Genomic DNA, 23,887 nt, shown 5'->3' with positions numbered 1-23,887 from the left:
CTCCCGAGGGTCGGTGCGCCGGGTCCGTCCCGGCACCGCCTCAGGGTGCGGTGCGCGCGGTGCCGCCGTCCGCCGTCGGCCCCTCGCCTGTGGACGGACCGTCCAGCTCCGGGGCTGTGGGTAAGCGGAGAGCGCCGCTCAGCGGGGCCGCGGGCGTGCGGTCCCGCGCGGACTGCGCCAGCTCGCGCACCTGCCGGTGGGTGTCGAGCAGCTCCTGCGTGGGCCGTCCCATCGCCTCCTGCACCACGCGCCCGATCGCTCCCCGGCCCGAGGCCAGCACCTGCTGCTCGCGCCGGCGCGCGAGCGTGCGCCGCACCTGCAGCACGGCGAGGAAGCACCCCACCGCCACGACCACGGCCACGGCCGCGAGGACCGCGCACACGGCGAGCAGGGTCCTGGACAGGTCGAGCACCCCGAGCGAGCCCAGCACGGCGAGCACGCCCGCGACGACCCCCACCGCGAGAGCGGCCCACGCCACCCGGCGCGTCGGCCGCGCGGACGCCGGGCCGCGCGTGTCGAGCGGGACCTTGGACAGCGCCGACCGTGTCGACTGCATGATCGTCGGCGCCGGGGCGACCGCCGCGTCGAGGGCGTCGCGCCACCCGGGCCGCAGCGCACGACCGGCACGCTCGATCCAGCGCGCGCGGGACAGGGCGACGGCGTCGGGCTGCGGCGGGGCGAACTCCGGGCGCCCGTAGCCGTTGCGCACCGCGGCACCGACCTGCCCCGCGACCGCGGCCAGCCCGGTCGCGTCCGCGAGCGCGTCGACCTCGTCCTCGACCGCCGTGCTCATGGTCCAGGGCACCTCGCCGGGGATCTGCTCGAGGAGCAGCGCGCCCGCGCGGTCGAGCTCGCCCGCGACGCGGCTCGCCGCGACGCTGCGCCGGGCCACCGCCTGCTCGAGCAGGCCGCGGAGCTCGTCCAGCCCGTCCCCCGTGCGCGCCGAGACCGTCGTCACGTAGACGCCCGACAGCCCGTCCTCCTCCAGGAGGCGGCCCATGTCGGTCACGAGCGAGGCCCGGCGGCTCTCGGGCACGGTGTCGATCTGGTTGAGCGCCACGACCATCGACCCCTCGAGGCCGCCGGACTTGCGCAGGTAGCCCGAGTGCAGGGCGTCGTCGGCGTACTTCTGCGGGTCCACGACCCACACCAGCAGGTCCACGAGCGGCAGCACCCGGTCCACGACCGCCCGGTGGGCCGGCTCGATCGAGTCGTGGTCGGGCAGGTCCAGCAGGACGAGGCCACCGAGACCCGTCTCGTCGTCGCCGTCGAGCTCGCCGTCGCGCGTGATGCGCCGCTCGGGGTCGACCTCGAGCCAGTCGAGCAGCGCCGTGGCGGCGTCGCTCCACGAGCACGCCGTGACGCGCGCCGTCGTGGGCCGCTTGACCCCGACGTCGGCGAAGTCCAGGCGCGTGACCCGGTTGAACAGGCTCGACTTGCCGGACCCGGTGCCGCCGGCGAGCGCGACGACGGTGTGGTCCACGCCCAGCGCGAGCCGCTCGCGCACGCCGGCGACGGCGTCGCGCACCTGCGCCGCGACGGCAGGGTCGAGGCGGTCGCCCGCGAGGTCCACCGCGCGGGCGAGGTCGTCCGTCCGGGCGCGGAGCTGGGCGTCGTGGGACGTCACATGAGCCTCCTCAGCTCGGCGAGTCGTAGGCGCAGACCGGCAGCCGCGTCGCCCGCCAGCGCGGGCACGTCGAGCGCGGAGAGCACCGGCTCCGCCTCGCGGTCGACCATCGCGGCGGCACGGTCGGCCAGGTCGTCCTTCAGGGCCTCGAGGAGCTCGTCCGCGGTCCCCGGCAGGACGGTGCCGAGCAGGCGCGCGGCGTCGTCGTCGCCGGCGGCGCCCGCGAGGAGCAGGGCCGCGAGCCCCGTCCCCCCGAACGCCTTGACCGCGGCCCTGGACGCCTCGGGGGCCGTGTCGTCACCGAGGTCGGCGACGACGCCCGCGGCACGCTCGGACCACCCGTCCGCCTGCTCGGCGGCCGCGGCCTCGCGACGCTCGGCGGCGCGCTCGTCGTCGGGCAGGACGTCGCCCGCCCCGGGCAGCGGCGCGGGACCCGCGAGCGCGGTGCGCACCGCGCCGGCGGCGCGCACGCCGTCGGCCACGAGCGTGCGGCGGACGACGGCGAGCGCCTCCTCGCGTAGCGGACCGAGGGCCGCGTCGCGCGCCCTGCCCCGACGGCGCGTCGAGCGGACGACGCCCTTGCGCACCGTGACGCGGTCCACCCGCTCGGTTCCGATCACCTGGGCCCAGCGCGCCTCGAGCGCGCCGCGCGCCGCGTCGCCGCGCAGGACGGTCTCGCGGACCTGCTCGCGCACGGGCGGCAGCGCGCGCGCCACCGCCGCACGCAGCCGCTCGGCGGTGTCGACCTGCTGCTCGACCGCGTCCGCGACGCCCGTGACCCACTCCGGGAGCGCCGCGAGGGAGCCCTTGAGCGTGCGCACGATCACGGCGCGCGACCGGTCCGGGCCGGCGAGCATCGTCAGCCAGCGCGCGACCGGGGCGACGACCTCACGGTCCAGCAGCCCCTCGTGCGGGCCGACGTCGGGCACGACGAACAGCGGCACGCCCTCCATCCCGTGGTCGCGCAGGCGCTGGAGGAGGTCGCCGCGGATCGTGGTGAGCGTCTCCCGCGGCACCCGGTTGAGGACCATCGCGACGCTCGCGCCGCGCTCCATCGCCCGCCCGAGCGCCTTCCACGGCAGCGCGTCCCCGTAGCGGGACGCGGTCGTGACGAAGAGCCACAGGTCCGCGGCCTCGAGCAGCAGGCCGGCCGTCTCCCGGTTCTCCGACAGCAGCGAGTCGAGGTCCGGGGCGTCGAGGAGCGCGGTGCCGCGCGGTACGCCGTCGTGCTCGAGGACGCGCGACATGCGGGTCGCCGGGCCCTCGACGACCACGTCCGCGTCGAGCGGGTTGAACGCGAGGACGGGCTCGCGCGTCGTCGGGCGCAGCACGCCCGCCTGGGAGACCTCCTCCCCCAGCAGCGAGTTGTACAGCGTCGACTTGCCGGCACCCGTCGAGCCGGCGACGACGACGACCGCCGGCGACGACAGCTCCTTGAGCCGCGGCAGGAGGTGCTCCTCGAGCTGCGTGAGCAGGCGGTCGCGCGACGCCGCGGCCTCGTCCCGCCCGGCGACCGCGAGCGGCAGCTCGACGCGCGCGACGTCCCGGCGCAGATCACGTGCGACGTCGAAGACGGTGACGCCCAGCTCGTCCCCCTGGGCGCCCGGGCGGGCACCCGGCACGGCGTCCGGACCGGTGGCGCGCGCGCCCGAGGCGACGTCTGGGGTTCTCACGGGTTCATAGTGACGGCTCGGACCGACGCCGCAAAACGTACGCGCCGACGGCGCCCGGGCCCGGTCGACCGCGCGGTGGAGGCGTGCGGCCGGCCCGGGCGTCGGTGCTGGTCGGCGGCACCGCCCCTCGCCGACGTCGCGCCGTGCGGACCTCCCCAGTGGCTCCGGCGCCCACTACGATGGCTGCGCGCCTCGATAGCTCAATGGATAGAGCAACGGCCTTCTAATCCGTAGGTTGCAGGTTCGAGTCCTGCTCGGGGCACCAGCCGCCGTCACGCCCGGGCACGTGGTCGGCGCCCTCGCCCGCGGGGGCAGGGGCGAGGGCGCCGTCGGGCACGACGGTACGTGCGCAGTTGGACGAGCGTCCAGTAGACGTCAGGGTGAAAGTGTGCCCTCCCGTGGTGTCGTGCGCGGGAGCATGTGGAGCATCTGTGCAGAATCCGCCCATGTACTTGCAGTGGAGCGCCGGCGGGGACGGCTACGAGGCCACCGCCACCGAGGGCACCTACCGGGTCCTGCCGCGGGGCGACGAGTGGTGCCTGGAGCGTCCCGGCGCACGCACCACGCGGATCGGCGGATTCTCGACGCCCGCCGAGGCGATGGCGTGGGGGGCCGACCTGCACGCCGTGCAGCGCGGCGCCGTCGCCCGCGAGCCGCAGCCGGGCTGGCCCACGGTCGCCGAGTTCGCGCGCGAGCTCGGACTCGCCGCCTCGGTGCTGCGGTCGTGGCTCGCCGTGCACGAGCCCGGCAGCTCCGGCGGCCCGCGCCGACGACTCGACCCGACGACGCGCGAGCGCATCCGTGCCTACTACGCCTCGGTGCCCGTCGCGTCCTGACGACCGAGGTCCGCCCTCGCCTCCCTCCTCACCGCTCCCGCTCGCCCCACCGCCCCGGCGACCTCTCACCCCTCCCGAGCAGGGAAAGGGTAAAGATTCGGCCACCCGTCGCAGATATACTCGCCGGACCGGCCCGGTGCCGGTTGCGCCCGGTCCGCCCGGGCCGTGGGGCGACCTCGCGCCGCTCCGCCCCGCCACCGACGGCGACCGACGGCACGCACGAGCGAAGGACCGAGATGACCGAGGCAGCACCGCTCCAGCCCCCCGCCGAGACCCTCTCGCTGACGGCGCCCGAGCCGGTCAAGCCGGTGGCCTCGACGCAGGCTCCCGCGATGGCGCCGCGCGTGGACGAGGCGGCGATCCCCGGGCTCGAGGCCAAGGTCGGCTCGTACCTCGACCAGCTGCTCGCGGCCGACACCCGCTCCCCCGAGTTCGCGGCGAAGGCCGACGACGTGCGCAAGATGGGCGACGCCGACATCCGCGCGGCCGCGGACGTCTCCAACCGCATGCTCGAGATGCCCGTCAAGGAGCTGCGCGAGGGCGGCGTCTCCGACGGCTCCAGGGTGAGCCGGTCGCTGCTGGAGCTGCGCCGCACGGTCGAGGAGCTCGACCCGAGCGAGGCGTCCTTCGGCAAGAAGCTGCTCGGCTTCATCCCGCTCGGCGGCAAGATGCAGGACTACTTCCGCCGGTACGAGAGCTCGCAGTCGCAGATCAACGCCATCGTCCAGTCGCTGTACAACGGCCAGGACGAGCTCCGCAAGGACAACGCCGCCCTCAACCTGGAGAAGCAGAACCTCTGGGACACGATGGCGCGGCTCAACCAGTACATCTTCATCGCCGAGCGCCTCGACACCGAGCTCTCGACGAAGATCGCCGAGCTCGAGGCGACGGACCCCGAGCGCGCGCAGGCGCTGCGCGAGGACGTGCTGTTCTACGTGCGTCAGAAGCACCAGGACCTGCTCACGCAGCTCGCCGTGTCCATCCAGGGCTACCTCGCGATGGACATCATCATGAAGAACAACCTCGAGCTCATCAAGGGCGTCGACCGCGCCACCACCACGACGGTCTCCGCGCTGCGCACCGCCGTGATCGTCGCGCAGGCGCTGGCGAACCAGCGCCTCGTGCTGGACCAGATCACGGCGCTCAACACGACGACCTCGAACATGATCGCGTCGACGTCGAAGATGCTCGCCGACCAGTCGGCGACGATCCAGTCGCAGGCCGCGAGCGCGAGCGTCGGGCTCCCCCAGCTCCAGCAGGCGTTCGCCAACATCTACGCGACGCTCGACTCGATCTCGACGTTCAAGACGCAGGCGCTGGACTCGATGGCGCAGACGATCGGCGTGCTCGAGACCGAGACGACCAAGGCGAACGAGTACCTGGACCGCGCGCGGCGGTCCGACGTGTCCCAGGCGGCGGGCGACGGCGCGCTCGACCTCGGCCGCCTCTGAGCCGGGACGAGACCTCCACATGGGCTGGTTCTCCGACGTGCTCGGGCGGCTCGGCGGGCGCCAGGACCCACCGGAGCCCGGCGTCGCGCTGCCGCCGCCGCCGACGAGCGCGGACATCCTGGCGTCCGTGGAACGCGTCGAGCAGCAGATCGTCGGCCGCGTGCCGCCCGCGGTCACGGCGCGCGTGCACCGCATCACCGGCACGGTCGAGGAGATGGTGCCGCGCCTCGACCGGCTCGGTGGCGGCTCGCAGCAGGCGCACACGGTGGTGGCCACCGCGACGAGCTACCTGCCGGAGGCCGTCGGCGCGTACCTGCGCCTGCCGCGCGACTTCGCGGACCGGCGCGTGGTCGCGCACGGCAAGACGTCCCTGATGCTGCTGTGCGACCAGCTCGACCTGCTGGGCGTCACGCTCGACAAGATCTCCGACGCGGTCTCGCGCGCCGACGCCGCCGCGCTCGTGGCGCACGGGCAGTTCCTGGCCGACAAGTTCCGCGAGTCCTCCGTCTCGCTGTCCCCGGACGCGGGCGCGGGCACCCCGCAGCCCACGGACCCCACCGGGCGCCTGGAGGCCCCGTGACGACGCCGGCGGACCTCGACCAGGCGCTCGACGCCCTGGCGGCGGCCGCGCGCGCCGCGGGCGTCGACGAGGACGCCGCGCGCGACGAGGGGGCCCGCCTCGCCGCCGCCGTCGCCGAGTCGTCCCCCGGCGCCCCGGCCGCGTGGCTCGCCGCGCTCGGTCACGACCCGGCCGCCACCGGCGCGTTCTTCACGGCCGCGTCGAGCGCACGCCGCTGGCGCACGTCGCCGAGCGACGTGCTCTCCGGTCTCCTCGCCGCCCGATCGACCCACGCCGCGGCGTACGGTGGCGCCCTGGCCGACGTCGCGTCGGCCGCAGGGCGGCTGGGCACGCCCGGCCCGCACGTCGCCGGGAGCGCCGCGGCGGCCGCTGCGGTCCAGCGCTCGGCCGTCCCGGGAGGCGGCGCGCCCGCCCCGGGTCGTCCCGTCGCCCGTCCCGCCGCCGCGCGCCCCGTCCCGACGCCGTCGCGCACGACCGCCGGGCCCCTGACCGCGCGTCCCTCGGCCGGCAGCTCGTTCGACCTCGACGCGCTCGCCCCGCTCGGCGTGCCCCGTGCGCCCGAGCCGGACGTGCCGTCCGTCGACGCGATCCTCGACGCGCTCGCCACCCACCGCCCCGGTGGACCGGCGGTGCCCGGCGACCCGTCGCCGTCAGGAACGGCACCGACCCCGGGCACCACCGGCGAACGGGTCCCCACGGCGGACGGCGAGGCGCCCGCGGACGCCGACGCCGACGAGCCCCCGCGCTCGCTCGAGGAGCTGCTCGCCGAGCTGGACGCCCTGACCGGTCTCGAGCGGGTCAAGGCGGAGATCCGGCGCCAGACCGAGCTGCTGCGGGTCGAGAGGCTGAGGACGGAGGCCGGTCTCACGCGGCCCACGCTCACGCGCCACCTCGTGTTCCTCGGCAACCCGGGCACCGGCAAGACGACGGTCGCGCGGCTCGTCGCGGGGATCTACCGCGCGCTGGGGCTCCTGGAGAAGGGACACCTCGTCGAGGTGGACCGCTCCGAGCTGGTCGCGGGATACCTCGGGCAGACGGCGGTCAAGACGTCCGAGGTGGTGGCGACCGCGCTCGACGGCGTGCTGTTCGTCGACGAGGCGTACGGGCTCGCGGAGGACCAGTATGGCGCGGAGGCGGTCACGACGCTCGTCAAGGACATGGAGGACCACCGCGACGAGCTGGTGGTGGTCGTCGCGGGGTACCCGGGGCCGATGGCGGACTTCCTCGCCACCAACCCGGGGCTCGAGTCGCGCTTCTCGACGACGATCACGTTCGAGGACTACACCGCCGGCGAGCTGCGCGAGATCTTCGCGGGCATGGCGCGGCGCGCCGACTTCGAGCCGACGCCGGAGGCGCTCGACGCGTTCGAGCGGCTCGCCGCCGCCCAGCCCCGCACCGAGGGGTTCGGCAACGCGCGCTGGGCGCGCAACGTGCTCGACGCGGCGGTCGCGCGGCACGCGTGGCGACTGCGCGACACCCCCGAGCCCACCGTCGACGAGCTGCGCCTGCTCCTGCCCGTCGACGTGGTCGACGCCGAGGGCGCGCCTGCGTCGCTCGCCACGCTCGCCCCGCCGACGCCCGGCCCGGCCGAGCCCGCCGGCCCCGCCGAGCCGCCGGCACCACCCACCGTCGAGGAGAACGCATGACGACCACACCGGTCCGCCCGGCGGGCCCGCCCGCGCCCGGCGTCGTGGTGCCCGCCCCGGCCGCGCCCGTGGGCGCCCCCGGGGCACCCGGGCCGTCCGGCGACGGCAGCGCCCGCGTCGCCCGCGTCGCCCGTGCGCGGGGCGCCCTGCGCCGCACGCCCGGTCGGCTCCGCCTCGTGATGGCGCTGTGCGTGCTCGCCTCGGTCGTGCTCGGCGCGCTCGGCTTCCAGGCGGGCGCCGTGCAGTCGCGCGCGCTCGACGCGGCCGCCGAGGACGCCGCGCAGCTCGTGGGGGTCCAGGAGGTGCGCAACGCGCTCGTCGCGGCGGACGCCACGGCGACCGGCGCGTTCCTCGTCGGCGGCCTCGAGCCCGCCGAGCAGCGCGCGCGCTACGACGAGCTGGTCGACGGGGCGGCGAGCGACCTCGCGACCCTGTCCGGCAACAACGAGGCCGACGCCGAGCTCCTCGGCGAGGTCGCGGCCGACCTCACGACGTACACGGGGCTCGTCGAGCAGGCGCGCGCCGCCAACCGGCAGGGCTTCCCCGTCGGCTCCGCCTACCTGGACCAGGCGTCGACCATCCTGCGCGAGGAGATGCTCCCCACGCTCGACGAGGTCGTGCTCGACGACGCCGACCGGGTCGCGGCGGACTTCTCGGGCGTGCGCAACGCGCTGTGGGTCCTTGCCGGCGGGCTGCTCGCCCTCGCGGCGCTGGTGCTGAGCCAGGTCTGGCTCGCGCGGCGCACGCACCGCGTGCTCAACGTGGGGCTCGCCGCCGCGACGGCCGTCGTGGTGGTCGTCGGCGTCGTCGGCACGGTCCTGCTGTCCCAGGCGAGCGCCCGCGCGCACGACGTGCGGACCGGCTCGTACGCCGCGACGCTCGCCGCGTCGCAGGCGTACGCGCTCGCGAACGACGCGAAGTCGATGGAGGCCTTCACGCTCATCAAGCGCGGGTCGGGCCAGGCGTACGAGGAGGAGTTCGTCGCCGCGACGGACGACGCCGCGCAGCGCCTGGACGACGCGGCGGCGGACGGCGTCCTCGACGGGTCGAGCGCGCAGGCCCTCGACGCGTGGGTCGCCCGGCACGCCGAGATCCGCGCGCTCGACGACGAGGGCGACTGGGAGGGCGCCGTCGCGCTCGCGACGAGCATCGACGAGGGGAGCCCGAACGCCGCGTTCGAGGAGTTCTCGGCATCCGCGCGCGACGACATCGAGACGAACGCCGCCGCGACGCGCGACGACCTGGCGTCGGCCGGCACGCGGTCCGCCGTCGCGGGCTGGCTGCTGCTCGCGGCCGGTGCGGCCGCGGCCCTGCTGTCGTGGCGCGGCGTCACGGCACGACTGGAGGAGTACCGGTGAGGACGACGACCGCTGCCCGCTCGGCCCTCGTCGCGGCGCTGACCGCGACCGCGCTGCTGCTCACCGCGTGCTCCGGCCCGTCCGGCGCCGACGACCTGCGCCTGACGCCCGAGGCCGAGCCCGAGGCCACGACGGCCGCCCCCTCCCCCGCCGAGCCGGTGCAGTGCGCGGACCCCCTCGCCTCCTACGCGCCCGACGGCCCGCTGCCGTCGCCCGACGCGCTGCCCGCCGGCAGCACCATGGCCGAGATCCGCGAGCGCGGCTCGCTCGTCGTCGGCGTCTCGGCGGACACCCTCCTCATGGGGGCGCGCAACCCGCTCTCGGGCCAGATCGAGGGGTTCGACATCGACATGCTCCGGGAGGTCTCGCGCGCGATCTTCGGCGACCCGGACCGGCTCACGTTCCGCGTGATCACCTCGGGCCAGCGCATCGAGGTGCTCCAGGACGACGGCGTCGACCTCGTGGCGCGCGCGTTCACGATGAACTGCGAGCGGTGGGAGGAGATCGCGTTCTCGGCCGAGTACTACCACGCCGGTCAGAAGGTGCTGGTGAACCGCGACTCGACGGCGTCGGGCATCGCCGACCTCGAGGGGCAGCGCGTGTGCGCGCCGGAGGGCACGACGACGCTCACGCGCCTGGAGGAGTTCTCCGGCATCGAGCCGGTGCCCGCGACGACGCACACCCAGTGCCTCGTGCTCTTCCAGCAGGGCCGGGTCGACGCGATCACCGGCGACGACACGGTCCTCGCGGGCTTCGCCGCCCAGGACCCCTACGCCAAGGTCGTCGGCGAGGCGATCAGCGACGAGCCGTACGGCATCGGGGTCCCCGCGGAGGACACCGACCTGGTGCGCTTCGTCAACGCCGTGCTCGAGCGCGTCAAGGCCGACGGCACGTGGGCGGCGAGCTACGACCGGTGGCTCGGTGTGCTCGGCCCCGCCCCGGCGCCGCCGGCCGCGGTGTACGGCCGCACGCCGTGACCCGCGCCGTCGCCCCCGAGGCACCCGGGCGGCTCGGCGAGGCGATCCCTGCCGCGGAGCTCCTGGCGTACCTCGGCGCGCTCGAGACGTGGCTCGACGAGCGCCGCACGGAGCTGGACCGCCTCGACGCCGCCGCGCAGGCCGCGGCGACGCCGGACGCGTACACGGCCGACCTCGTGCTCGCCCTCTCCCTGTGGCAGGCGATCCGCGGGCGTGCCGACGAGCTGCGCGTCACGTGGGACTCCGGGCGTGTCGACGCGGTGGCGCGCGAGAAGATGTCCGTGCTCGTGTGGGGCCGGCTCGACTCCGGGTCGGGCGCGGCGCTCGTCTCGCTCGTCGAGGCGGTCAAGCTGTGCGACGCGCTCGTCGTCCAGCTGCGCACGCGGCTGTCGTTCGACCCCCACACCGCGGACCAGGTGGCCCGCCTGCGGGGCGTGCGGGCGGAGCTCGTGCGCTGCGAGGACCTCGCCGGGTCCGACCCCGACGCCCGCGGCCGGGTGGCGGCGCTGCGCGAGCGGCTGGAGCGGCTCGTCGCCCAGGCGGAGCGCGGCGCCGACGTGTCCGGTCCGCTCGCCGAGCTCGAGGCGGAGGTCGCGCGCGCCGAGCGCGACCTCATCGTGGCGTCCGCCCAGCGCCGCGAGCTGTCCCGCGACCGCACCCGCACGACCGAGCGCCGCGACGCGCTCGAGGCGCGCGAGCCCGCCCTGCGCGAGCTCGTGGCCCGCTGCCGCCGGGAGGTGGCCCACCCGCCCCGCCTCGCGGTCCCGGACGTGTCGCGGCTCGGGCCGGTGCCCGACTCGCGCTTCGAGCTCGACGCCTACGCCGCTCGTCTCGACGCCGTCGAGCGCGCCGTGAAGGCGGTCGAGTCGGCCTACACCGCGCCGCTGCGCGAGCGGGCCGAGCTGCGGTACAGCCTCGACCGGCTCGCGGAGCGCGCGCGCACCAACGGCCGGTCCTCCTCGCCGACCGTCCGCTCCGGCCTCCTCGAGGCGCGCGAGGCGGTCGAGGCGACGCCCTGCGACATCACCCTGGCGCGCTTCCTCGTCGAGCAGTACCAGTTCCTCACCCGCGACCTGCCCACCCCGGAAGGAGCGTCGTCGTGACGACCACCGCGACCGTCCCGTGCTCGGAGCCCGGCTGCCCGGGCACCATCGAGGACGGCTACTGCAACGTCTGCGGTGCGCCCGCCGGTGGCTCGGGACCGGCCGTCGCGACCGGGACCGCGACCGGCGCCACCGCCGCGTCCCCGTCCGCCGTGCTCGGCACCGGCTTCGTCGAGGGCCGCACCGGCGTCGTCTCCTCCGGCGCCGACCCGGACGCCGAGCGCTCGACCCGCACCGGCCGCACCAGCTCGAGCCGGCTCGCCTCGGCCGCCCTCGGCTCGGCGCGCACCGCCGCGACCGGCTCCCGCGCGACGCGCCGCGTCGGCACGTCGTCGACGCGCCTGCGCGGCCACCGGCTCGGCGCCGGGCTGACGACCGTGCCGTCCGCCCCTGTCGCCGACCCGCTCCAGGCCGTCATGGCCGTCCCCGAGGTGCCGGAGCACAAGCGCTACTGCCCCGCGTGCGGCGAGAAGGTCGGCCGCGGGCGCGACGGCCGCCCCGGCCGCACGTCCGGGTTCTGCCCCCACTGCGGCAACCGCTTCGACTTCACGCCGCAGCTGTCCCCCGGCGACCTGGTCGGCGGCCAGTACGAGGTCGTCGGCTGCCTCGCGCACGGCGGTCTCGGGTGGATCTACCTCGCGCGCGACCAGAACGTCTCCGGCCGCTGGGTCGTGCTGAAGGGCCTGCTGAACTCCGGGGACCCCGACGCCTACGCCGCGGCGATCTCCGAGCGCCAGTTCCTCGCCGAGGTCGAGCACCCCCTGATCGTGGAGATCTACAACTTCGCGATGCACGACGGCGCGGGCTACACCGTCATGGAGTACGTGGGCGGCAAGTCCCTCAAGGAGATCCTCAAGGACCGCCGCGAGGACAACGGCGGCGCGATCAGCCCGCTGCCGGTCGACCAGGCGCTCGCGTACGTGCTGGAGATCCTGCCCGCGTTCGCCTACCTGCACGACCAGAACCTGCTGTTCTGCGACTTCAAGCCGGACAACATCATCCAGCAGGGCGACGGCGTCAAGCTCATCGACCTCGGCGGCGTGCGGCGCGTGGACGACCTGACGTCGGCGATCTTCGGCACGATCGGCTACCAGGCGCCCGAGGTGGCCGAGGTCGGCCCGTCGGTGGCCTCGGACATCTACACGATCGGGCGCACGCTCGCGACGCTCGTGCTCGACTTCCGGGGCAACACGACGACCTACGTCGCGTCGCTGCCCCCGGTCGCGGACACGCCCGTGTTCCAGGCCTACGACTCGTTCTACCGCCTGCTCGCCAAGGCCTGCGCGCTCGACCCGTCCGACCGGTTCGCGACCGTGGACGAGATGCGCGCCCAGATCCTCGGCGTGCTGCGCGAGGTCGTCGCGACCGACCGCGGGCCGGGCAGCGCTGCGCTGCACTCGGCGGCGTCCGTGCTGTTCGAGACCCCCGTGTCGGACGTCGCGGAGCGCCCGCTCGCGTGGGACGAGCTGCCCGGGCTGCGCACCGACGAGCACGACCCCATGGCGAGCTGGCTCGCCGGCGTGAACGTCGCCGAGCCCGACGCGCGGCTCGCCGCCCTCGCCGACGCGCCGCAGGACACCGTCGAGGTGCGGCTCGCCCGGGCGCGCGCGGCGATCGAGGCCGGCCGCGACGACGTCGTGCGCGACGCCATCGCGCAGATGCTCGCGGAGGACCCGTGGGAGTGGCGCGCCGCCTGGACGAGCGGCCTCGCGGAGCTGGCGCGCGGCGACGCCGTCACCGCCCGCGCGTCGTTCAACGCCGTCTACGGCCAGGTGCCCGGCGAGCTCGCCCCGAAGCTCGCCCTCGCGACCGCGTGCGAGCTGAGCGGCGAGCCGGACATCGCGGAGTCGCTCTACGTCATCTGCGCCCGCACCGACGCCAACTACACGGCACCGGCGGCGTTCGGCCTGACGCGCGTGCGCCGCGCGCGCGGTGACCTGGACGGCGCGCTGCAGGCGCTCGACCTCGTCACGCCGACGCGCGGGTCCTACGTCGAGTCGCGCGTGCTGCGCGCCCACCTGCTGGCGGGCTCGGGACGCGGGCTGCCCGCCCTGGGCGACGCGCTCGCGAGCGTCGGGTCGGTGGCGATCGCCCCGCGCGAGCGTGCCGGTCTCGCCGTCGGCGTGCTGCGCTCGGCGCTCGAGACCGTGACGACCACGGGTCCGGAGCCGACCACGACCATCGCGGGCGTCCCGGCCGAGGAGCCGGCGCTGCGCGACGCGCTCGAGGCCGCGTACCGCGACCTCGCCGCGCACACCGACGCCCGCGACGAGCGCATCGAGCTCGTGGACCGGGCGAACGAGGTCCGACGGTGGACGCTGCGGTGAGCGGCGCGGTCGACCCGGCGGGGGCCGCTCCCGGGCCGGGCGGGCACGTGCCGCCCCTGGCGTGCCCGGCGTGCGGCGAGCCGACGCACGACGGCGCGCGGTTCTGCGAGGCGTGCGGCACGCCGCTCGCCCCGTTCCCGCCCGCCGGTCCCCTCCCCGGTCCTGGTGCCGTGCGCACCGACCCGGACCCCGAGCCGATGGAGACCTTCCCGTCCGCGCCGGTCGCGGCGGGCACGGCGGGTGCAGCGGGTGCGCCCGGCAGCCGTCCGTGCGTGCGCTGCGGCGGCGCGGTCGCCGACGACGGCTACTGCACCGAGTGCGGCGAGCCGGCGGCGTCCGAGCGCGACCACTGGGCCGAGCACCCGGTCGCGTGGGTCGCCGGGGTCTGCGACCGCGGGGTCCGGCACGCGCGCAACGAGGACGCGATGGCGCTCGCCGCGAGCGGCCCGTTCGCGGCGCTCGTGGTGTGCGACGGGGTGTCGAGCGCACCCGACTCGGACGTCGCGAGCCTCGCCGCGGCGCGCGCGGCGTGCGACCTCCTGGCGGCGGGCGGACCCACGGGCGCCGCTCCCGTGGTCGGCGAGACGACCGCCCGGATGGGCGCGTGGTCGGCGCTGCTCGGCGACGCGGTGCGCGCGGCCGACGACGCCGTGCGCGTGTCGGCGGGCGACGTGAGCGACCGCGCCAACCCGCCGTCCTGCACGTTCGTGGCCGCGGTCGTCGACGGGCCGCTCGTCGTGACGGGCTGGGTGGGCGACTCGCGCGCGTACTGGCTGCCCGACGCGGGCGGCGCCCACCAGCTCAGCGTCGACGACTCCTGGACGCAGGAGATGATCGCCCAGGGGGTCCCGCGTGCGCAGGCCGAGTCCTCCCCGCAGGCCCACGCCATCACGCGCTGGCTCGGCCCGGACGCCCCCGACCCGACCGCGCGCACCGCCGCGACGCTCCCCGACGGGCCGGGCTGGGTGCTCGTGTGCTCGGACGGGCTGTGGAACTACTGCTCCCCCGCGGACGACCTCGCCGCCCTGGTGCGCACCACCGAGGCGACGACCGGGCGCGAGCCGGGCGCGCTGGGCGCGGCGCTCGTCCGGTGGGCCAACGCGCAGGGCGGTCGCGACAACATCACCGTGGCGCTCGCCCGCTTCGAACCGGGTCCGCCGACCCGGTAGCCTGCCCGCACACCGCACCACCGAAGGAGCCCCCATGGCCGAGTTCTCCGCCGAGGTCTACCAGAACGAGTTCCTGTCCGACGGCGGGACGGACGTCCACGCGATCGTCACCGTCTCCTGCTCGGGCGCCGGGACGGCCGGGGGCGGCGCGGCCGGCGGGGTGGCGGAGATCATCATGGTCGACACGTCGGGGTCGATGTCCGGGCGCAACATCGAGGCCGCCAAGCACGCGGCGCAGGTCGCCGTCGACCAGATCCTCGACGGCACGTGGTTCGCGATCGTCGGCGGCAGCCACGTCGCGAACCGGGCGTTCCCGTACCCGAACGCCCGGATGGCGATGGTGCAGATGGAGCCGGGCGCCCGCGCGGAGGCGAAGCGGGCGATCTCGATGATGGCGCCGGGCGGCGGCACCGCGATGAGCACCTGGCTGCGCCTGGCCGACCAGCTCTTCGAGACCGTGCCGCAGGCCACGCAGCGGCACGCGATCCTGCTCACGGACGGCAAGAACGAGTCCGAGCCGCGCGCCAACCTCTCCGCCGCCGTCCGGGACGTCACGGGCCGCTTCCAGTGCGACGCGCGCGGCGTCGGCTCCCGCTGGCAGGTCGACGAGCTGCGCGAGATCGCGACGGCGCTGCTCGGCACGGTGGACCTCATCGCGGACCCGAGCGAGATCGCGGCGGACTTCGAGGCGCTCATGCGCGCGTCGATGGGGCGTGGCGTCGCGTCGGCCGACCTGCGCGTGTGGGCGCCGCAGGGTGCGCAGGTCCTGTTCGTCCGTCAGGTCGCCCCGACCGTCGAGGACCTCACGGCGCGGCGGTCGGAGGTCAACGCGCTCACCGGGGCCTACCCGACCGGGTCGTGGGGCGACGAGTCGCGCGACTACCACGTCGCCGTCCGGGTCGCGTCGAAGCCGGTGGGCTCCGAACAGCTCGCCGCGCGCGTCCAGCTCGCGGTGCAGGGCGAGGTCGTCGCGTCGGGCCTCGTCAAGGCCCGGTGGTCCGACGACGAGTCGCTCACCACGCGCATCAACGCCGAGGTCGCGCACTACACCGGCCAGACCGAGCTCGCGGCGGCCATCCAGGAAGGTCTGGCGGCGAAGGCGGCCGGCGACGAGGCGACGGCCACGGTCAAGCTCGGCCGCGCCGTCCAGCTCGCGCAGCAGACCGGCAACGCCGAGGCGACGACGCGCCTGCGCAAGGTGGTCGACGTCGACAGCGAGGAGCAGGGCACGGTGCGGCTCAAGCGCAACACGGACAAGCTCGACGAGATGGCGCTCGACACCGCCTCGACGAAGACGACGCGGGTGCGTCGATGAGCCCCGTCGTCTGCCCCAACGGACACACCTCCACGGCGACGGACTACTGCGACGTCTGCGGCGAGCCTCTGACGGCTCCGGCCGCACCGCCCGCTCCCGCCGCCCCGGCCGAGCCCGCGCCGGAGGGCCCCGCCGCGTCGTCGGCCCCCGCGAGCACGACCTGCCCGCACTGCGGCGCCGAGGCGGCGGCCGGCGCGCTGTTCTGCGAGAGCTGCGGGTACGACTTCACGACCGGCGCCGTCCCGGAGCCGGTCGAGCCGCCCTCGGCCCTCTCGCTGGACCCGCCGACGCCGTCGTCCACCCCGGCGCCGTCGACGCCCTCGGAGCCGTCCCCCGCTCCGGCGACCCACCTGCCCACCCCGGCGGTGCCGGGACCGGACCAGTGGGTCGTCGAGATCTGGGTCGACCCCGACTGGTACGCCGCCCAGCAGCCGGAGGACCCCATGCCGTCCGCCGGTCTGCCCGGCCTCGTGGTGCTCCGCGAGCGCAGCGTGCTCGTCGGCCGCCCGTCGGCGTCGCGCGGCATCCACCCCCAGGTCGACTGCGGGGCGGACACGGGCGTCTCGCGCCGGCACTGCCAGCTGAGCACGGACGGCCAGCGCTGGTGGGTCGAGGACCTGCAGTCGTCCAACGGCACGTACGTCAGCCCCGCGGGCGAACCGCTGCCGGACGAGCCGGTCCCCGCCGGCCAGCGGCGCGAGCTGGACGACGGGGACCGGGTGTACCTCGGGGCGTGGACCCGCCTGGTCGTGCGCAAGGCGCTCCCCGGCGAGGTCTGAGCCCGAGAGATCAGCCCCGCCGCGTGGGCGTCACCCCTGCGTGGCGGGCGGGTCCGTGACGGTGCGCGACGCCTCGTCCGGGCCCGCGTCGATCTGCGTCGCACCGCCGCCCGCGCGGTGCGCGACCTCGATGCGACGCGGCCGGGCCTCCTCGGCGACGGGGATCGTCAGCGACAGGACGCCGTCCTCGTAGGAGGCCGTGATCCGGTCGAGCGCGAGGCCCCGGCCGACCGTGAGCTGGCGCGCGAACGTGCCGGAGGGGCGCTCCCGCGCCAGCCACTGCACGTCAGGGTCGGTGCGCGGGCTGCGCTCGGCCCGGACCGTCAGGGTTCGGTCGTCCACGGAGACGTCGATCGTCCCCGGGTCGACCCCCGGCAGGTCCATCGTCAGGACGTAGTGGTCCCCCGCGCGGAACAGGTCGAGCGGCATCGCGGAGGACGCGGCGGAGACCCTGCCGCCGGGAGCCATCTGGCTCACGAGACGGTCCATCGCGTCCAGGGTGCTCGTGAACGGGTCGGTCATCGCAGCCACACCTCATCACCTCCTCGTCGGCGGTCCCGGACGGTCCGGGACCGGTCGGTGCTCCGCGAGGCAGGCGCCCCGCGGCGGCTACACGTCCCGTTCTAGCACTCTCACCCGGTGAGTGCCAAGGGGTGCCGACGAGGACGTCGCGGCACGTAAATGCCGTGCGCCCGCGCGGGGCGGCGTGGTTGTGTGGTCACACACCGCGGTGGCGTCCGTCCGGTCCGTACCGGGCGGCGGAGGGTCCGGCCAGACCCATCGGTCCGACGTCACGAGAGCAGCACCATGCACCCCTTGATCACGTTCGACGTGGCGGCCCTGAGCCGTCGCGAGCAGCTGCAGGAGCAGAGCCTGCGCCGGTCGCAGCTGCGCCGCACCACCACCCGCGTCCCGGCGCGGACCCGGCAGGCCCGCCTGCCGCGCCGCACCGCATGACACGCTCCGACCGCTCGCCGGCGAGGACCCCCTCCCCGGACGACGGCCCTCCCCGAAGGCCCCGGCCCGCCGGACCACGCACGGTCCGCGCAGCCGGGGCCTTCGCCGTCCCGCGTGCGCACCGGGCTCACGACTAGGCTGTCCGGGTGAGCCCTGTGAACGCCAACGAGCGCATCGTCTGGATCGACTGCGAGATGACCGGGCTCGACCTGGGCGCCGACGCCCTCGTCGAGGTCGCCGCCGTGGTCACCGACTCCGACCTCAACGTGCTCGGGGAGGGCGTCGACGTCGTCGTCCGCCCACCGGCCGAGGCCCTCGAGAAGATGGGCGACTTCGTGCGCGACATGCACACGACCTCGGGCCTGCTGGAGGAGCTGGACGCCGGCGTCACGCTCGCCGAGGCCGAGCAGCTGGTCCTCGACTACGTGCGCGCCTGGGTGCCCGAGCCCGGCAAGGCACCGCTGGCGGGCAACTCCGTCGCCACGGACAAGGCGTTCCTCGACCGGGACATGCCGGCCCTCGTCGGCCACCTGCACTACCGGATCGTCGACGTCTCCTCCGTCAAGGAGCTCTCCCGCCGCTGGTTCCCCCGCGCGTACTTCGCCTCGCCCGACAAGCAAGGCGGCCACCGCGCGCTCGCCGACATCCTCGAGAGCATCGACGAGCTGCGGTACTACCGGCAGGCCGTCTTCGTGCCCGCTCCGGGTCCCGACTCGGCGACCGCACGCCGCATCGCCGCGCAGGTCAAGGCCACGTCGGTCACCGGGGTGCGCGAGGAGAGCACCGTGGGCGACACCGCACCCGTGACCACCGTCACCGGCCCCGCCGACGCCCCGACGCCGCACGCGTCCTGAAGCACCCGGCGGACCGGGTACACTTTTCGACGGCCGGTGCACCGTTTCCCCTCGGGGTCGACGGTGTCGACCCGGTCCTGGTGGGTATAGCTCAGCTGGTAGAGCACCTGGTTGTGGTCCAGGGGGTCGCGGGTTCAAGTCCCGTTACTCACCCCAGACGCACGAGGCCCGAGCGGCCGCACGAGGGAGGACCTCGGCGGAGGCTCGGGCCTCGTGCGTTCCCCGTCCGGGCCGGCCCCTTCCCGGCCCCCGCGCCCGGCGCTACAGTCGCGCCGTGCCCGAGAAGGTCGACCTCAAGAGGACCCTCGACGCCTACCAGGCCCGGCGGGGCCGGTTCCGCGTCGTGGACGTGCCCGACCTGCAGTACCTCATGGTCGACGGCCACGGCGACCCGAACACCGCGCCCGGCTACGCGCAGGCGCTCGCCGCCCTGTACCCCGTGGCCTACGCGCTGAAGTTCGCCAGCAGGCGCGACCTCGGCCGTGACCACGTCGTCATGCCGCTGGAGGGCCTGTGGTGGGCGGACGACATGGAGACGTTCACCACCGCGCGGGACAAGTCCCGGTGGCACTGGACGATGATGATCATGGTCCCCGACTGGATCGGCCCGCAGATGGTGGAGGCCGCCGTCGAGCGGGCCGGCGCGAGGAACCGCCCGGCGCGCCTGGCCGACGTCCGGTTCGCGACGCTGTCCGAGGGCAGGTGCGTGCAGACGCTGCACGTCGGCTCGTTCGACGACGAGGCGCCCGTGCTGGCCCGCATGCACGAGGAGTTCATCCCGGGCAACGGCCTGCGCATGGTCGGCACGCACCACGAGATCTACCTCAGCGACCCGCGCCGGACCGCGCCCGAGAAGCTGCGCACCATCCTGCGGCAACCGGTCCGCGCCGCCAGGACTGCTCCGGCGTAGCCGCCCCCGACGTGTTCGCTGGGAGCGTACCGGCGCGAATGCGGCGTACCGCCCCGCTGGCATACGGTCGCATCACGATGTGCGCCGCACCGGCTGATCGGCTCGCGCCCGGCCCGCGACTGTGGTCGGCTTGGTCGCCGGACCACCGAGTGTCGGGAGGCACCGCTCCATGATCGAGTTCCGATCGGTCACCAAGACGTACCCCGACGGCACGACCGCGGTCGCCGACTTCGACCTCGTCATCCCGCCGCACCGCACCACGGTGCTCGTCGGCTCGTCCGGGAGCGGCAAGACGACGCTCCTGCGGATGATCAACCGCATGGTGGACCCGACGTCGGGCACGATCGAGATCGACGGCCGGTCCGTCCTGGACAAGGACCCCGTGCGGCTGCGCCGCAGCATCGGGTACGTCCTCCAGAACGGCGGGCTCCTGCCCCACCACCGGGTCGTCGACAACGTCGCGACGGTGCTGCGCCTCGAGGGCACGCCCAAGGGCGAGGCGCGGGCACGGGCGCTCGAGCTGCTCGACACGGTCGGTCTCGACCGCGGGCTCGCCGAGCGGTATCCCAGCCAGCTCTCCGGCGGCCAGCAGCAGCGCGTCGGCGTCGCGCGGGCGCTCGCCGCGGACCCGAACATCCTGCTCATGGACGAGCCCTTCGGCGCCGTCGACCCGATCGTCCGGGCCGAGCTGCAGACCGAGACGCTGCGCCTGCAGCAGGAGCTGCACAAGACGGTCGTCTTCGTCACGCACGACGTCGACGAGGCGTTCCTGCTCGGCGACCAGGTCGTCATCCTCGAGACGGCGGCGCAGGTCGCGCAGATCGGGTCGCCGAGCGAGATCATCGAGAACCCCGCGAGCGACTTCGTCGCGAGCTTCATCGGCATCGAGCGCGGCACCCGGGCGCTGCGGCCCAAGCCCACGGACCGCGGGACGGTCCTCGTGGACACCGCGGGGCGCACGCAGGGGGTCCTCGTCGAGGACGGCGCATGACCTGGGTCCTCGACAACCTCGACCTCATCGGCCGCCTCACCGTCGAGCACCTGCGCCAGAGCGCCGTCCCGATCCTGCTCGGCCTCGTCGTGTCCGTCCCGGCGGGATGGTTCGCCTACCGCTTCCGCCTCACGCGCGGCCTCGTCCTCACGGTCGTGGGCCTGCTGTACACGATCCCCTCGCTCGCGCTGTTCGCCCTGCTGCCCCCGCTGCTCGGCATCAGCTTCCTGTCCGAGGTCAACCTCGTCGTCGCGCTGACGATCTACGCCGTCGCGATCATGACCCGGTTCGTCGCGGACGCGCTCGGCTCGGTCGACCCGGGCGTGCGCCAGGCGGCCGTCGCGGTCGGCTACGGCCCGTGGCGCCGGTTCTGGCAGGTGGACCTGCCGCTCGCCGGACCGGTCGTGCTCGCCGGGCTGCGCGTCACCGCCGTCTCGACGATCTCGCTCGCCACCGTCGGCATCCTCATCGGCATCGACAACCTCGGCTACCTGTTCACGAACGGGTACCAGCGCCAGATCGTCGAGGAGATCCTCGCGGGCGTCGTCGCCGTCGTCGTGATCGCCCTCGTCGTCGACGGGCTGCTCGTCCTCGTCGGCCGGCTGCTGCTGCCCTGGACGCGGAGGGCGCGCGCATGAACCTCTTCTCCGACGCGATCGCCTGGATCTTCTCCCCGGCCCGCCTCGAGGGCTCGCTCCCCCTGCCCGAGGCCGTCTGGACCCACCTCGCGTTCACGTTCGCCGCCGTGGTCGTCGCCGCGCTGATCGCCATCCCCGCGGGCTGGCTCATCGGGCACACGGGCCGCGGTCGCGAGATCGCCGTCGCGCTGTCCGGCGCGGCGCGTGCCGTGCCGTCGTTCGGCCTCGTCCTGCTCCTCGTCCTGCTCCTGGGCGTGACCCACAAGGTGGCGGCGTCCACGACGGCGTTCGTCCTCCTCGCGATCCCGCCCATCCTCGCCGGGGCGTACGCCGGGGTGGAGGCCGTCTCCCCGCGCGTCGTCGACGGCGCACGCAGCGTCGGCATGACGCCCTGGCAGGTGCTGCGCAAGGTGGAGGCGCCGCTCGGCCTGCCGCTGCTCATCGGCGGCCTGCGCTCCGCCACGCTCCAGGTCGTCGCGACCGTGACCCTCGCGGGGTACGTCGGGAACTGGGGCCTCGGCTTCTACATCGTCCAGGGCATCCAGATCCGCGACTTCTCGCAGATCCTCGGCGCGGCGCTCCTCATCGTCGTGCTGGCCGTCGTGCTCGACGCGGTCTTCGCGGTCCTCGAGCGCGTCGTCACACCGCGCGGCGTGCGGGCCGGCCGCTCGCGCGACGACGCCCCGCGCCGGCGCCGCCGCACCGCCGCCGCCCCGAGCCCGTCCTGACCCCGAACCACCCCCAAGCCCCAGCCCAGATCCAGCCCCCACGCGGGGGCACCCAGAAAGGGACACCAATGCGCACGACACGACGCACCGCCACCGTCCTCGCCGGGGCGGCGACCGCCGTCCTCGCGCTCGGCGCCTGCGGCGGCGGCTCCGACCCGCTCGACGACACCACGACGTCCGACGCCGGCGGCGACGGCGCGTCCGAGACCATCGTCGTCGGCTCGCAGGCCTACTACTCGAACGAGATCATCGCCGAGATCTACGCCCAGGCGCTCGAGGCCGAGGGGTTCGACGTCGAGCGGAACTTCAGCATCGGCCAGCGCGACGCGTACATGCCCGCGCTCGAGGCCGGCGAGATCCAGCTGTTCCCGGAGTACACCGGGAACCTGCTCCAGTTCTTCGAGCCGGAGACCACGGCGACGTCGTCCGACGACGTCTACGCGGCCCTCCAGGAGGCGCTGCCCGAGGGCCTCGCCGTGCTCGACCAGGCGCCCGCGACGGACCAGGACTCGTACAACGTGACGCAGGCCTTCGCGTCCGAGAACGACGTCGAGAGCCTCGCGGACCTCGCCGGGCTCGACACCGACATCGTCCTCGGCGGCCCCGCCGAGCTCGAGCAGCGTCCGTACGGGCCGCAGGGCCTGGAGGACGTCTACGGCGTCGACGCGTCGTTCGTCGCCACCGGCGACACCACCGTCCAGGACCTCGTCGCGGGCACGGTCAACGTCGCCAACGTCTTCAGCGCCGACCCGCGCATCCAGACCGAGGACCTCGTCACGCTCGAGGACCCCGAGGGCCTGTTCCTCGCGTCCAACGTGGTGCCGCTCGTCGACGCCGACGTCGCCGAGGAGATCGCCGACGTGATCGACCCGGTGAGCGCGGCGCTCACGCCCGAGGGCCTCGTCGACCTCAACGTGCAGTCCACCGAGGAGCAGCGCTCCCCCGAGGACATCGCCGCTGACTGGCTGGCGGAGAACGACCTGGCCTGAGCCGCGTCACCTGCGCCGGCTCGACGCCCGCGGCGCGGGCGGGACGGACCTCAGTCCGTGCCGACCCGCGCCGCGATGGCGTCCGCGAAGCGGTCGAGCGCCCCGGGCGCCAGCGACAGGAACAGCGAGGGCTCGGTGAGCTCGAGCTCGATGACGACGGGCGCCCCGTCGTCGCCCGTCACGATGTCCACGCGCGCGTAGAGGAAGCTGGACGCGTCCCCGTCGGCGACCGCGTCGGCCGCGACCTGGAGGGTGCGGCGCGCGACCTCCACCTGCTCGTCGGACGCCTCGACCGCGGTCATGCGCTCCTGCGGGTAGAGCCCGCGCGTCGGGCGGTGCGGGCCGGTGAGGTGCGCGTTGTTCCGCACGGTGTGCGAGTGCTTCCCGTCGAGGAAGACGAGGCGCGCCTCGCCCGCGGTGTCGACGCTCGTGACGTACGGCTGGACCATGACCTCGCGGCCCGACGCCAGCAGGTTCTTCGCGTGCTGGATCGCGAGACCGCGCGAGTGCGCCTCGCCCGACTGGTAGCGCCCGGTGTCCTTCGCGCCCGCGCTCACGACCGGCTTGATGACGAAGTCGCCCTGCGCGGGCAGCCGCGTGTGGATCGCGCGGGACGACAGGTTGCGCTCGGGGTCGAGCCAGAGCGTCGGGATCGTGGGCACGCCCGCGGCGTCGAGGTCGCGCAGGTACCCCTTGTCGGTGTTCCACCGCAGCACACGCTCGCTGTTGAGCAGGCGCGGGACGCGCGCGGCCCACGCCACGTAGTCGTCCCGGCGCGCGGAGTAGTCCCACGTCGAGCGCACGACGACCGCGGCGTAGGCGTCCCAGTCGACGTCGGGGTCGTCCCACACCGCGACCTCGGCGGTGACGCCTCGCGTCTCGAGCGCACGCACGAGCGGCGCGTCGTCAGGGTCGAGGTGCGGCAGGACGGAGCAGGTCGCGAGCGCGACGCGCGGGGCGGGGTTCTCGGTCGTCACGC

The 23,887-nt window shown here is 75.2% G+C and carries 22 protein-coding genes and 2 tRNA genes; 20 read left to right on the top strand and 4 right to left on the bottom strand.

Translation table 11 applies throughout. The features are described 5' to 3' along the window. Positions 1–40 precede the first annotated feature (40 nt). Positions 41–1,627, bottom strand: coding sequence for an ABC transporter (locus ACFTZA_RS02210; protein WP_378190294.1), 1,587 nt, complete (start codon positions 1,625–1,627; stop codon positions 41–43). Beyond that, on the bottom strand, positions 1,624–3,300 hold the full coding sequence (locus tag ACFTZA_RS02205; RefSeq protein ID WP_378190292.1) for a GTPase: 1,677 nt from the start codon (positions 3,298–3,300) through the stop codon (positions 1,624–1,626). Before ACFTZA_RS02205 ends, ACFTZA_RS02210 begins: the two co-directional genes overlap by 4 nt. Positions 3,301–3,489: 189 nt before the next feature. On the opposite strand from ACFTZA_RS02205, the gene ACFTZA_RS02200 reads away from it, so the two are divergent. The 12 genes from ACFTZA_RS02200 (at position 3,490) to ACFTZA_RS02145 (ending at position 16,841) form a co-directional block, all read left to right on the top strand. Next, a tRNA-Arg gene (locus ACFTZA_RS02200) sits at positions 3,490–3,565 on the top strand. A 181-nt stretch (positions 3,566–3,746) separates the two neighbouring features. Next, positions 3,747–4,136 (top strand): hypothetical protein, encoded by a 390-nt coding sequence (locus ACFTZA_RS02195; RefSeq protein WP_378190290.1) that lies wholly within the window; start codon positions 3,747–3,749, stop codon positions 4,134–4,136. Between the two features lie 236 nt (positions 4,137–4,372). Next, positions 4,373–5,587, top strand: a complete 1,215-nt coding sequence (locus tag ACFTZA_RS02190; protein WP_378190288.1) for a toxic anion resistance protein — start codon at positions 4,373–4,375, stop codon at positions 5,585–5,587. 19 nt (positions 5,588–5,606) lie between these two features. Beyond that, positions 5,607–6,167, top strand: coding sequence for a hypothetical protein (locus ACFTZA_RS02185; protein WP_378190286.1), 561 nt, complete (start codon positions 5,607–5,609; stop codon positions 6,165–6,167). Further along, positions 6,164–7,813, top strand: a complete 1,650-nt coding sequence (locus ACFTZA_RS02180) for an AAA family ATPase (RefSeq protein ID WP_378190284.1) — start codon at positions 6,164–6,166, stop codon at positions 7,811–7,813. The genes ACFTZA_RS02185 and ACFTZA_RS02180 overlap by 4 nt, the downstream gene beginning before the upstream one ends. Continuing rightward, complete coding sequence (locus ACFTZA_RS02175; RefSeq protein WP_378190282.1) at positions 7,810–9,171, top strand: hypothetical protein; 1,362 nt, start codon at positions 7,810–7,812, stop codon at positions 9,169–9,171. The genes ACFTZA_RS02180 and ACFTZA_RS02175 overlap by 4 nt, the downstream gene beginning before the upstream one ends. Further along, positions 9,168–10,148 (top strand): glutamate ABC transporter substrate-binding protein, encoded by a 981-nt coding sequence (locus tag ACFTZA_RS02170; RefSeq protein ID WP_378190280.1) that lies wholly within the window; start codon positions 9,168–9,170, stop codon positions 10,146–10,148. The genes ACFTZA_RS02175 and ACFTZA_RS02170 overlap by 4 nt, the downstream gene beginning before the upstream one ends. Continuing rightward, positions 10,145–11,251, top strand: a complete 1,107-nt coding sequence (locus ACFTZA_RS02165) for a hypothetical protein (protein ID WP_378190279.1) — start codon at positions 10,145–10,147, stop codon at positions 11,249–11,251. The genes ACFTZA_RS02170 and ACFTZA_RS02165 overlap by 4 nt, the downstream gene beginning before the upstream one ends. Continuing rightward, a complete protein-coding gene (locus tag ACFTZA_RS02160; RefSeq protein WP_378190276.1) occupies positions 11,248–13,578 on the top strand; it encodes a tetratricopeptide repeat protein in 2,331 nt (776 codons plus the stop codon). The genes ACFTZA_RS02165 and ACFTZA_RS02160 overlap by 4 nt, the downstream gene beginning before the upstream one ends. Then, positions 13,563–14,747 (top strand): PP2C family serine/threonine-protein phosphatase, encoded by a 1,185-nt coding sequence (locus ACFTZA_RS02155; protein ID WP_378190274.1) that lies wholly within the window; start codon positions 13,563–13,565, stop codon positions 14,745–14,747. Before ACFTZA_RS02160 ends, ACFTZA_RS02155 begins: the two co-directional genes overlap by 16 nt. A 34-nt stretch (positions 14,748–14,781) precedes the next feature. Continuing rightward, a complete protein-coding gene (locus ACFTZA_RS02150; RefSeq protein ID WP_378190273.1) occupies positions 14,782–16,062 on the top strand; it encodes a VWA domain-containing protein in 1,281 nt (426 codons plus the stop codon). Beyond that, the gene (locus tag ACFTZA_RS02145; RefSeq protein WP_378190271.1) at positions 16,059–16,841 is read left to right on the top strand and encodes an FHA domain-containing protein; all 783 of its coding nucleotides are present in this window, start codon (positions 16,059–16,061) and stop codon (positions 16,839–16,841) included. The genes ACFTZA_RS02150 and ACFTZA_RS02145 overlap by 4 nt, the downstream gene beginning before the upstream one ends. A gap of 30 nt (positions 16,842–16,871) precedes the next feature. Here the strand turns inward: ACFTZA_RS02145 and ACFTZA_RS02140 are convergent, their stop codons facing one another. Next, complete coding sequence (locus tag ACFTZA_RS02140; RefSeq protein ID WP_378190268.1) at positions 16,872–17,372, bottom strand: Hsp20/alpha crystallin family protein; 501 nt, start codon at positions 17,370–17,372, stop codon at positions 16,872–16,874. Between the two features lie 276 nt (positions 17,373–17,648). Between ACFTZA_RS02140 and ACFTZA_RS02135 the strand changes: the two genes are divergently transcribed. The 8 genes from ACFTZA_RS02135 (at position 17,649) to ACFTZA_RS02100 (ending at position 22,908) form a co-directional block, all read left to right on the top strand. Continuing rightward, positions 17,649–17,798 carry a hypothetical protein gene (locus ACFTZA_RS02135; protein ID WP_378190266.1) on the top strand — a complete coding sequence of 50 codons (150 nt, stop codon included), beginning with the start codon at positions 17,649–17,651 and terminating at the stop codon, positions 17,796–17,798. A gap of 146 nt (positions 17,799–17,944) precedes the next feature. Beyond that, positions 17,945–18,652, top strand: coding sequence for an oligoribonuclease (gene orn / locus ACFTZA_RS02130; protein WP_378190264.1), 708 nt, complete (start codon positions 17,945–17,947; stop codon positions 18,650–18,652). Between the two features lie 80 nt (positions 18,653–18,732). Then, positions 18,733–18,808: transfer RNA gene (locus ACFTZA_RS02125), tRNA-His, on the top strand. 118 nt (positions 18,809–18,926) lie between these two features. Continuing rightward, positions 18,927–19,562 carry a GyrI-like domain-containing protein gene (locus ACFTZA_RS02120; RefSeq protein WP_378190262.1) on the top strand — a complete coding sequence of 212 codons (636 nt, stop codon included), beginning with the start codon at positions 18,927–18,929 and terminating at the stop codon, positions 19,560–19,562. A 169-nt stretch (positions 19,563–19,731) separates the two neighbouring features. Further along, positions 19,732–20,553 carry an ABC transporter ATP-binding protein gene (locus tag ACFTZA_RS02115; RefSeq protein WP_378190260.1) on the top strand — a complete coding sequence of 274 codons (822 nt, stop codon included), beginning with the start codon at positions 19,732–19,734 and terminating at the stop codon, positions 20,551–20,553. After that, on the top strand, positions 20,550–21,191 hold the full coding sequence (locus ACFTZA_RS02110) for an ABC transporter permease (protein WP_378190258.1): 642 nt from the start codon (positions 20,550–20,552) through the stop codon (positions 21,189–21,191). The genes ACFTZA_RS02115 and ACFTZA_RS02110 overlap by 4 nt, the downstream gene beginning before the upstream one ends. Then, complete coding sequence (locus ACFTZA_RS02105; protein WP_378190256.1) at positions 21,188–21,919, top strand: ABC transporter permease; 732 nt, start codon at positions 21,188–21,190, stop codon at positions 21,917–21,919. The genes ACFTZA_RS02110 and ACFTZA_RS02105 overlap by 4 nt, the downstream gene beginning before the upstream one ends. A 68-nt stretch (positions 21,920–21,987) precedes the next feature. Then, positions 21,988–22,908 carry an ABC transporter substrate-binding protein gene (locus tag ACFTZA_RS02100; protein ID WP_378190254.1) on the top strand — a complete coding sequence of 307 codons (921 nt, stop codon included), beginning with the start codon at positions 21,988–21,990 and terminating at the stop codon, positions 22,906–22,908. Positions 22,909–22,958: 50 nt separating this feature from the next. Here the strand turns inward: ACFTZA_RS02100 and ACFTZA_RS02095 are convergent, their stop codons facing one another. After that, the gene (locus tag ACFTZA_RS02095; RefSeq protein WP_378190252.1) at positions 22,959–23,885 is read right to left on the bottom strand and encodes a RimK family alpha-L-glutamate ligase; all 927 of its coding nucleotides are present in this window, start codon (positions 23,883–23,885) and stop codon (positions 22,959–22,961) included. Positions 23,886–23,887 lie beyond the last annotated feature (2 nt).

The organism is Cellulosimicrobium sp. NPDC057127 (genome assembly GCF_042670945.1).
Classification (GTDB): Bacteria; Actinomycetota; Actinomycetes; order Actinomycetales; family Cellulomonadaceae; genus Cellulosimicrobium.
The sequence above is the reverse complement of the archived record's forward strand: the minus strand, read 5'-3'. Positions and strand labels throughout refer to the sequence as shown.